The sequence below is a fragment of the Caproiciproducens galactitolivorans genome (genome assembly GCF_029266045.1).
In the GTDB taxonomy this organism is placed as follows: Bacteria; Bacillota; Clostridia; order Oscillospirales; family Acutalibacteraceae; genus Caproiciproducens; species Caproiciproducens galactitolivorans.
On the sequence record NZ_JAJUFJ010000022.1, the window covers coordinates 1 to 8,785 of the forward strand.

Genomic DNA, 8,785 nt, shown 5'->3' on the forward strand with positions numbered 1-8,785 from the left:
CCCGGCAAATAACAAGGCTCTGATTGACGCCGCAATCGCTGCCGCTACGCAGAAAGCGATCGAGAAGTACGGCAAGGCGTTTCCTGCTACACCGAAAGTTAGTGTTCATGACGGCGATGGTACCCGTCCTTCCGATGGTCAGCCATTCGGTGACGAATGCAAAGGCTGCTGGGTATTTACTGCTTCCAGCAAACAACCAGTCACCGTGGTTGACCTCAACCTGCAACCGATTTTAGACGCAACACAGATTTATTCCGGCATGTATGCTAACGTCGGTGTAACGTTCTTTGGATACAGCGCTCCACAAAATAAGGGCATAGGCGTTGCCCTCGATAATGTCCAGAAAGTTGCGGACGGTGAACCTCTCGGCGGTCAGCGCGCTAGTGCAGAGGACGACTTTGGCGGTGCAGAGCCCGCGGTTACCGCACCCAATATCCCGCCGTATCCGGCACAACCCGTGGCCGCTCCGGCTCCGCAGTACCCGCAATATGCACAGCAACCCGCTGCCGCTGCATATCCGCCGTTCGCACAGACGTCGGCACAGCAGTATCCCGATATGCCGCAAAATTATCCGCAGTATCCTGCCGTTGACCCGATCACCGGTGCTCCGCTCACCAGATAACATCGTTGCCCGTTCCTAGCGGGGTCACCGTAAGGCCCCGCCCCAGAAATCTTTTTATGGGGGGGGATAAGATTTTGAACCTAATTTATCAATCTCCGAATTATAGACCTGATATTATTACAAACCGATATCTACACATTGATCTAGATACACTTAAACCAGTTGTTAATGAAACTGTGAAAACCACAAAATCAAACTATACTTACCGAGAGTATGAACTCGCGGAGAAGGACTACGCGCGTTACTCGCAGGCTATAGCAGAAGCAGAACGTATTAAGCTTCTTTTCCCTTACGAAGTTGAGTTAAAGGAGAATGTCCAATGATTCATCACCTGAACATTGACCTTGAAACTTTTTCCTCTGTCCCAATCGCAAAGGCAGGGCTGTATAAATACGTGCAATCTCCGGATTTTCAAATCCTGCTGCTTGGATATTCCCTCGACGGGGCGCCGCCGGTAGTAGTTGACCTTGCTTCCGGAGAAAAAATTCCAGGAGAGTTACTCCGTGCTCTGAATGATCCAAATGTTATCAAGCACGCCTATAATGCGGCTTTTGAATGGTACTGTTTAACAAGCTGTAAGAAAAATCTGATTACAGGAAACCCGATTGACTCTCTGCTGAGTTGGCGCGATACAATGCTCCATGCTCTCTACTGTGGGTATCCGGCAAGTCTGGACGCCGCGGGAAAGGCGCTCGGATTACCGGAAGATAAGCGCAAACTGGCGACCGGCAAAGCATTAATCCGGACATTCTGCGTACCCTGCAAGCCTACAGCGCGCAACGGTAACCGCACCCGGACATTACCGCAACACGAACCTGAGAAGTGGGAACTGTTCAAGGAATATAACCGGCAGGATGTAGTAACCGAGCAGGAAATCGAGCGTCGGTTATCTCCGTTCCCAGTACCGCCGGAATTACAGCACCAATGGGAAACCGACCTGCGAATCAATTCCCGCGGTGTGGCCGTTGACCTTGACCTAATCCGAGGTGCGCTGGAATGCTCCGACACCGTTACTACAGCGCTTACCGAAGAAGCCATTCAGCTTACCGGGCTGGAGAATCCGAACAGCGTAGCGCAGCTTTCCGGCTGGTTGGCAAAGGAAACTGGGGAAGAGATTGCCGACCTACGCAAAGACACCGTAAAAACGATGCTCGGCGGTAACCTGAACAGCGACGATGCCCGCCGGGTTCTTAAAATTCGGCAGGAACTTTCCAAAACCAGCGTAAAAAAATACACGGCCATGACCGACGCGGTATGCGATGATGGACGCGTACGAGGATTATTACAGTTTTATGGCGCCAACCGAACAGGGCGCTGGGCCGGCAGAATTATTCAGCCTCAAAACCTTCCGCAGACACATATTAATGGCGGAATGCTGGATCTAGCCCGTGATTTGGTTAAAGATCAGAAAATCGAAAGTCTGAAGCTGATTTACGGCAGCGTGCCAGATACCCTTTCACAGCTTATCCGTACCGCGCTTGTTCCGTCACCGGGGCACAAGTTTGTGGACGCAGATTTCAGCGCCATTGAAGCCCGCGTAATCGCGTGGCTTGCCGGCGAAGAATGGGTACTGGATGTATTTCGCAGTCATGGGAAGATTTACGAAGCGACCGCCTCCCAGATGTTTGGCGTGCCGATTGAGAAGATCGTCAAGGGGCAGCCGGAATATGCGCTGCGGCAAAAGGGCAAAATCGCCACCCTCGCGCTCGGTTATCAAGGTGGTTCCGGGTCACTCATAAGTATGGGTGCCCTGAAAATGGGAATTTCGGAAGAAGACCTTCCCGATATCGTCCGCCGCTGGCGAGACAGCAACAAACGGATTGTTGACCTCTGGTACTCAGTTGAGAATACAGCAATCAACGTTGTTCAGACAGGACGGCCGGCGGGCGTTCGCGGCTTGATATTTGCCCTTGAGGGCGACCATACAACCGACCAATTTTTCCTTACGATTACTTTACCGTCTGGACGGAAACTGTATTACGCAAAGCCTTTTCTCTCCCCAAACCAATGGGGCAATGATTCTTTGCATTACTATGGCATGAACCAAACAAGTAAGAAGTGGGAAGTCATTGATACATACGGCGGGAAGCTCGTCGAGAACTGTGTACAGGCAATCGCCCGAGACTGTTTAGCCGAAAATATCGAACGGCTGGAAGCCGCCGGATTCCCGGTTGTGTTCCATGTGCATGACGAAGTTGTAATTGATGTGAAAAAGGAAAAGGCAAACCTTGACACGGTCTGCCAAATCATGAGCCAACCGATACCATGGGCGCCCGGACTTCCGCTAAAAGCTGACGGGTGGGTTGGAAGCTACTATACCAAAGACTGAAAGAAGGGATATTTTGGGCGCCTTCGTAGATTTAATCGGAAAACATTCTAATTTGTATTCAGAGACCGTAAAGGAGTGACTTCGACAAAATGCTCCAATATGACCGACAAATAACCATCAGTACCGGCAACAGCCGCAATGCAACGCGCTGGCCGGCACAGACTCTCTATTTATCTGACCTATATGATAAACTCCGTACGCCGCTGCGCGGTACAGAAACCCTCGATGTCTACCTCAAAATGTCAAAAGCCCAACAGGATAGCCTGAAAGACGTTGGCGGGTTCGTCGGTGGCATCGTCCATGGTGGTGGACGGCGCAAGGGTAACGCCATCGACGGACGCGATATACTAACCCTCGACCTCGACCATATCCCCGCCGGCGGAACAAACGACGTACTGCGCCGGGTGGACGGGCTTGGCTGCGGGTATGCTGTGTACTCGACCCGTAAGCACTCTCCGGACGCGCCTCGGCTGCGTATTATCCTACCGCTTGACCGTACTGTCACCGCAGACGAGTACGAACCCATCGCTCGGATGACCGCAAATCTAATTGGAATAGAAATGTGCGACCCGTCCACTTTTGAGGCGTCAAGGCTTATGTACTGGCCGTCCTGCTGCTCCGACAGTCAATACGTATTTACATATGGCGATAAGCCCTTTCTCTCTACTGACGGTGTACTGGCGATGTATCCTGATTGGCGCGATTATACTGCTTGGCCGCAGGTGCCGGGCGTGCAGGACACGCACAAGCGACTTGCTGCAAAGCAGGGTGACCCCACGCAGAAAAGCGGCGTAGTCGGCGCGTTCTGCCGTACATACAACATTTACGATGTTATGGAAAAGTTCCTGCCCGGCATCTATGAACCTGTTGACAATAGCTCCGACCGGTATACCTATACAGGCGGCAGCACCACCGGCGGCGCCATCGTGTATGATGATGGGGCGTTTCTCTACTCTCATCATGCGACCGACCCCGCCGGCGGAAAACTCTGTAACGCTTTTGACCTTGTTCGATATCACCTGTTTTCCAACAAGGACGACGAGGCAAAGCCCGATACACCGATAAACCGGTTGCCGTCCTTTACCGCCATGTGCGAGCTGGCCGTTGCAGACGCTACGGTTGCGGCGTTACTCAATAAAGAACGATATGAGAACGCCACCAAGGACTTTACAAACGATTCGGCGAGCGCAGAGAACGAGACCCCGGAGGATTGGATGAAGCTGCTGCAGGTAAGCCCTCAGACGGGTGTTCCGGCGAAAACCACCGATAATATCCTGATTATCCTCGAAAACGACCCGCTGCTTAAAGGCCGTATCCAATATGATGAATTCGCGAAACGCGGTATTGTTGCCGACACCTTACCATGGGATTTAAGCCACCCGGGACGGCGGACATGGAACGACAACGACGATAAAGGCGCACGCTGGTATATGGAGAAAATTTATGGTATCACCGGCAAGGATAAGGTTACGGATGCGCTCGGCCTGTGTGGGAACAACCATTCTTTTAATGAAGTGAAGGATTACCTGAACAGCCTGCAATGGGACGGTGTGCCGCGGCTCGACCGCCTTTTCATCGACTATCTTGGTGCCGCTGATACCGAATATGTTCGGGCAGTAACCCGGAAATCCTTTACCGCGGCCGTCGCCCGCGCACTAAACCCCGGCTGCAAATACGATACGATGCCTATCCTTACGGGACCGCAGGGGATTGGCAAGTCCACGCTGCTGAATAAAATGGGGCGCAAGTGGTTCACAGATGGCCTTAAAACCTTTGAAGGGAAAGAAGCTTGCGAATTAATTCAGGGCGTCTGGATCGTCGAAATCGGCGAACTGGAAGCCTTTAATAAATCAGAAGTAGGACGGATAAAGCAATTCCTCAGCCAACGCGTAGACCGGTTCCGTGCGGCGTATGGGCGCCATGTGCAGGAATGCCCGCGGTGCTGTGTATTCTTCGGTACATCCAATAACGGTGAATATCTACGTGACCCGACCGGCGGCCGGCGCTTTTGGCCGGTTGATCTGGCAATCACGCAGCCGACAAAAAGCGTTTTTAAAGACTTAGATAATGAGTTAGACCAGCTATGGGCTGAGGCGGTCACGCGCTGGAAACTTGGGGAGCCGTTGTATTTATCCGGTGAACTGGAAAAGGCCGCTAAGGAAGAACAGGAAAGCCACAGAGAGCATAGCACCCGCGAGGGTATCATAATAGACTTCCTTGAACAGAAAGTCCCGGAGGACTGGGATTCGTGGGATTTGCAGAGGCGGTTAATGTTCTGGAATGGCGGCGAGAAAAACCCGGAGCTAAAGCTGGTAGAGCGTCGCAAGGTGTGCGCGCTGGAGATTTGGTGCGAAGCGTTGGGAAACGACATACGGGCAATCAAAAATTCGGATTCCGCGGAAATCAATGCCATAATTGCAATGCAAAAAGGCTGGAAAAAACTGAAAAATACATCGCGGTTTGGCTACTGCAAGATGCAAAGAGGCTTTGAGAAATCGGGCTAAAAATATGTAACAATCAGATTGTTACATGAAAACGGGAATGTAACAATCGCAACAATCTGTAACAAACTTTGTTACGCTAAAGTTCCGTATAAATCCTAAACAAAATCCCATTTGTAACAATGTAACAATCTTTTTAATAATAAATATTAAATAGGTAATTTAGGCATACGCACACCCGCCTGACGCGCCTAACGCGCCTGATTTAATAAAATAATACGCGCGCGAGCGGGCGCGCGCGTTTCCAATATAATGCAAAAAATTTGGCTTTGAAGGGATGAAAAGCAAATGAGAGAATCAACGATAGAAGCGTACCTCCGCGATCGGGTCAAGGAACTCGGCGGTAAGGCTTACAAATTTGTTTCACCGGGTAATGATGGGGTGCCTGACCGGTTGGTTTGTTTACCGGGTGGACGAGTTGTATTTGTCGAGTTGAAAGCACCAGGCAAGAAGCCGACGAAGCTGCAGGAACGGCAGCATGAAATCTTAACAGGGCTTGGCCTAGATGTCAGAGTGATAGACTGCAAAGCGAATATCGATTGGCTGATTGCAGAATGGAAAGGCAGGTGATGCCCCATGATGTTCAAACCACACGGATATCAGGCATATTGCATTCAACGGATTATCAATGACGCTGCGCTTGGTCTGTTTTTGGACATGGGTTAGGTTTGGGAAAAACAGTTATTACCCTTACCGCTGTGAATGAGTTGAAATATAACCGGTTCGCCATTCGGCGGGTGCTTGTGATAGCCCCGAAAAAAGTCGCCGAAGCTACATGGTCGAAAGAAGCCGCAAAATGGGATCATCTGAAATTGCTGCGGATTATTCCGGTGTTGGGAACCCTCAAGCAGCGAATCCGGGCATTGAATACACCGGCTGATGTGTATGTGATAAACCGCGAAAATGTTCAGTGGCTGGTGGATTATTACCGCAACGATTGGCCCTTCGATATGGTGGTTATAGATGAGTCTTCCAGCTTCAAGAATCATCAGGCAAAGCGTTTCAAATCTCTTTGCTGGGTGCGCGGTAAGATTTCTCGTATCGTGGAGCTGACCGGTACACCGGCGCCGAACGGATTAATTGACCTATGGGCGCAGATTTATCTCCTTGACGGTGGCCAACGGTTGGGGAAGACGATTGGAGGATTCCGGCAAAGGTATTTCGACCCGGACCAGCGAAATGCGCAGCAGATATTTTCTTACAAACCGAAAGAAGGTGCCGGTAGCACCATTCAGGATAAGATTTCCGATATCTGCATCAGTATGAGTGCGAAGGATTATTTGGAACTGCCGGAAATTGTGTATGACGACATCCCGGTTAAGTTGGATGCAGCCGCACAGAAAGCGTATAAGAAGCTGGAACGCGATATGCTTCTGGAAGTTAACGAGGAAGAAATCACGGCGACTACTGCGGCGGTTCTCGGAAATAAGCTGCTGCAGCTTGGCAATGGCGCGGTGTACGGGGAGAACCACAAGGTGATAGAAATTCACAAATGTAAAATCGAAGCCTTCCTGGAAACCGTGGAAGCCTTACAAGGGCAACCTGCATTGGTGTTTTATAACTTCCAGCATGACAGGGACAGGCTGCTACAAGCACTTGCAAAATCCGGCTTACGAGTCCGAGTCTATCAGGGCCCGCAGGATGAAACCGATTGGAACAATCACAAAATTGATGCCCTTCTGGCACATCCGGCCAGCACCGCCTACGGACTGAATCTTCAGGACGGCGGTAATCACATAATCTGGTTCGGGCTGAATTGGAGTCTTGAACTTTACCAGCAGGCAAACAAAAGACTTCATCGTCAAGGTCAGAAGCAAAAGGTTTTTATCCACAACCTGATTGTGCAGGGCAGTATGGATGAGGATGTCATGGAAGCGCTGCAGGGCAAGAGTACTACACAAGACAGTCTACTGAAGGCTTTAAGAGTGAGAATCGAACGAGCAAGGGAGGAAAAATAATGACGTCGAAAGAATTTTTACAGCAATATCAGGATGCGAACCGCCAAATTAATGCGAAGCTTGACCAGATACATAGACTCCGCGAACTTGCAACGAAAACGACACAGAGCCTTATCCCAGACCGGGTACAATCATCCGCAGCCCAGGACAAGGTATCAGTTATTGTTGGAAAGATTGTGGACATGGAGCATGAAGTTGACTTGGAGATAGACCATCTGCAAGAAATAAAACACAAAATTGAGGTGGTAATCCAGTCTGTAACGGATGCCAAACAGCGAGCGGTTTTGACTCGCAGGTATATCAACGGTCAGACCTGGGAGCAAATTGCGGTGGATCTCAATATTTCTTATCAATGGGTTTGCGAGCTTCATGGTAGGGCGCTTCAAAAAATTTCAGAGCAGTTGATAGAAGTTGATACTCCGTCTGTGGTATAACTAAGCTGAGAAATTTTAGAAGAACGTCCGGCTGACCGGATGTTTATGAAATAATTACAAGTAAGGGACATGGCTCGCTTCCTCCTATTCAGCGCCCGGTTTGTTTCCTTTTTCCGGGCGCAAACTATGTCACCGGGCACGGAATTATCCGGGGCCTGCCGGGCCAGAGCCGGGCGGTGACGCCAAAGAAAAAGCAAAGGATTATTCGTCCTCTGCTTTACAATATTCAGCAATAAACTTCTTGATTTCCGCTGTGGGTGTTGTGCCGCGTTCCACACACTTGGCTTTGAACGTCTCCAAAACTTCTGGTTTTAAGTCAAGTGGAAACCGGACATAATGAGAGCGCAAATGCTTTTGCTGCGCCGAGTATTTATTTTTTTCGTCCGTTTCGTATCACCTCCACGATATCCCACACAAGGACGATAAATGCCAGCGTTAGAGCAACAATGCTTAATGGGTTGAAGCCGTCACGTATGGCTAATACAAGGTTTGCGAGGGCCAATGCAAGGATAGGGACACTTATAATATTCTTGCGCATATCCATTCCGATGAGGTATAATATAGGTGAGCTTGGGGAGCTTCTCGCTCCCCTCGCTTTAGCCCTTAAGCATCGTATAGATTGCTGAAGTTATTCCTGTTATGAGTGCGAGCCATTCAAGAATTTCTTTCAGCTTTTTTATCCGACGCTTTAGGGCTTTTCGTTTTCCCCCATCAGTTTACCTCCATTCTGATTATATTATATTCTATACGTACGTATAAGTCAATACTTTTTATAAAATTTTTCAGATATTTTTCCAAGTTCTGGCTGTGAAAAGCCAGGGCTTTTCTTATGCTTATTTAGAGGTGACAGTATGCTATGCAGTAAACGCTGCGTGTGGAATGAATACAGGCGGTGCGGAGTGATGTTCTGCATACTGCCATGTTGCGCTTATGAGAATTCA

At 49.7% G+C, this 8,785-nt stretch carries 6 protein-coding genes; all 6 read left to right on the plus strand.

The window, feature by feature from the left end:
* A partial coding sequence (locus tag P9B68_RS11520) for an ssDNA-binding protein (RefSeq protein WP_277669096.1) occupies positions 1-622 on the plus strand: 622 nt, incomplete at its 5' end.
* A 319-nt stretch (positions 623-941) separates the two neighbouring features.
* Positions 942-2,951 (plus strand): DNA polymerase, encoded by a 2,010-nt coding sequence (locus P9B68_RS11525; protein WP_277669097.1) that lies wholly within the window; start codon positions 942-944, stop codon positions 2,949-2,951.
* An 89-nt stretch (positions 2,952-3,040) separates the two neighbouring features.
* Positions 3,041-5,455, plus strand: coding sequence for a virulence-associated E family protein (locus P9B68_RS11530; protein WP_277669098.1), 2,415 nt, complete (start codon positions 3,041-3,043; stop codon positions 5,453-5,455).
* 285 nt (positions 5,456-5,740) lie between these two features.
* The gene (locus tag P9B68_RS11535) at positions 5,741-6,022 is read left to right on the plus strand and encodes a PDDEXK family nuclease (RefSeq protein ID WP_135661051.1); all 282 of its coding nucleotides are present in this window, start codon (positions 5,741-5,743) and stop codon (positions 6,020-6,022) included.
* A gap of 98 nt (positions 6,023-6,120) precedes the next feature.
* Complete coding sequence (locus tag P9B68_RS11540; protein WP_135661049.1) at positions 6,121-7,410, plus strand: DEAD/DEAH box helicase; 1,290 nt, start codon at positions 6,121-6,123, stop codon at positions 7,408-7,410.
* Complete coding sequence (locus tag P9B68_RS11545) at positions 7,410-7,844, plus strand: sigma factor-like helix-turn-helix DNA-binding protein (RefSeq protein ID WP_135661048.1); 435 nt, start codon at positions 7,410-7,412, stop codon at positions 7,842-7,844. Before P9B68_RS11540 ends, P9B68_RS11545 begins: the two co-directional genes overlap by 1 nt.
* Positions 7,845-8,785: the final 941 nt, after the last annotated feature.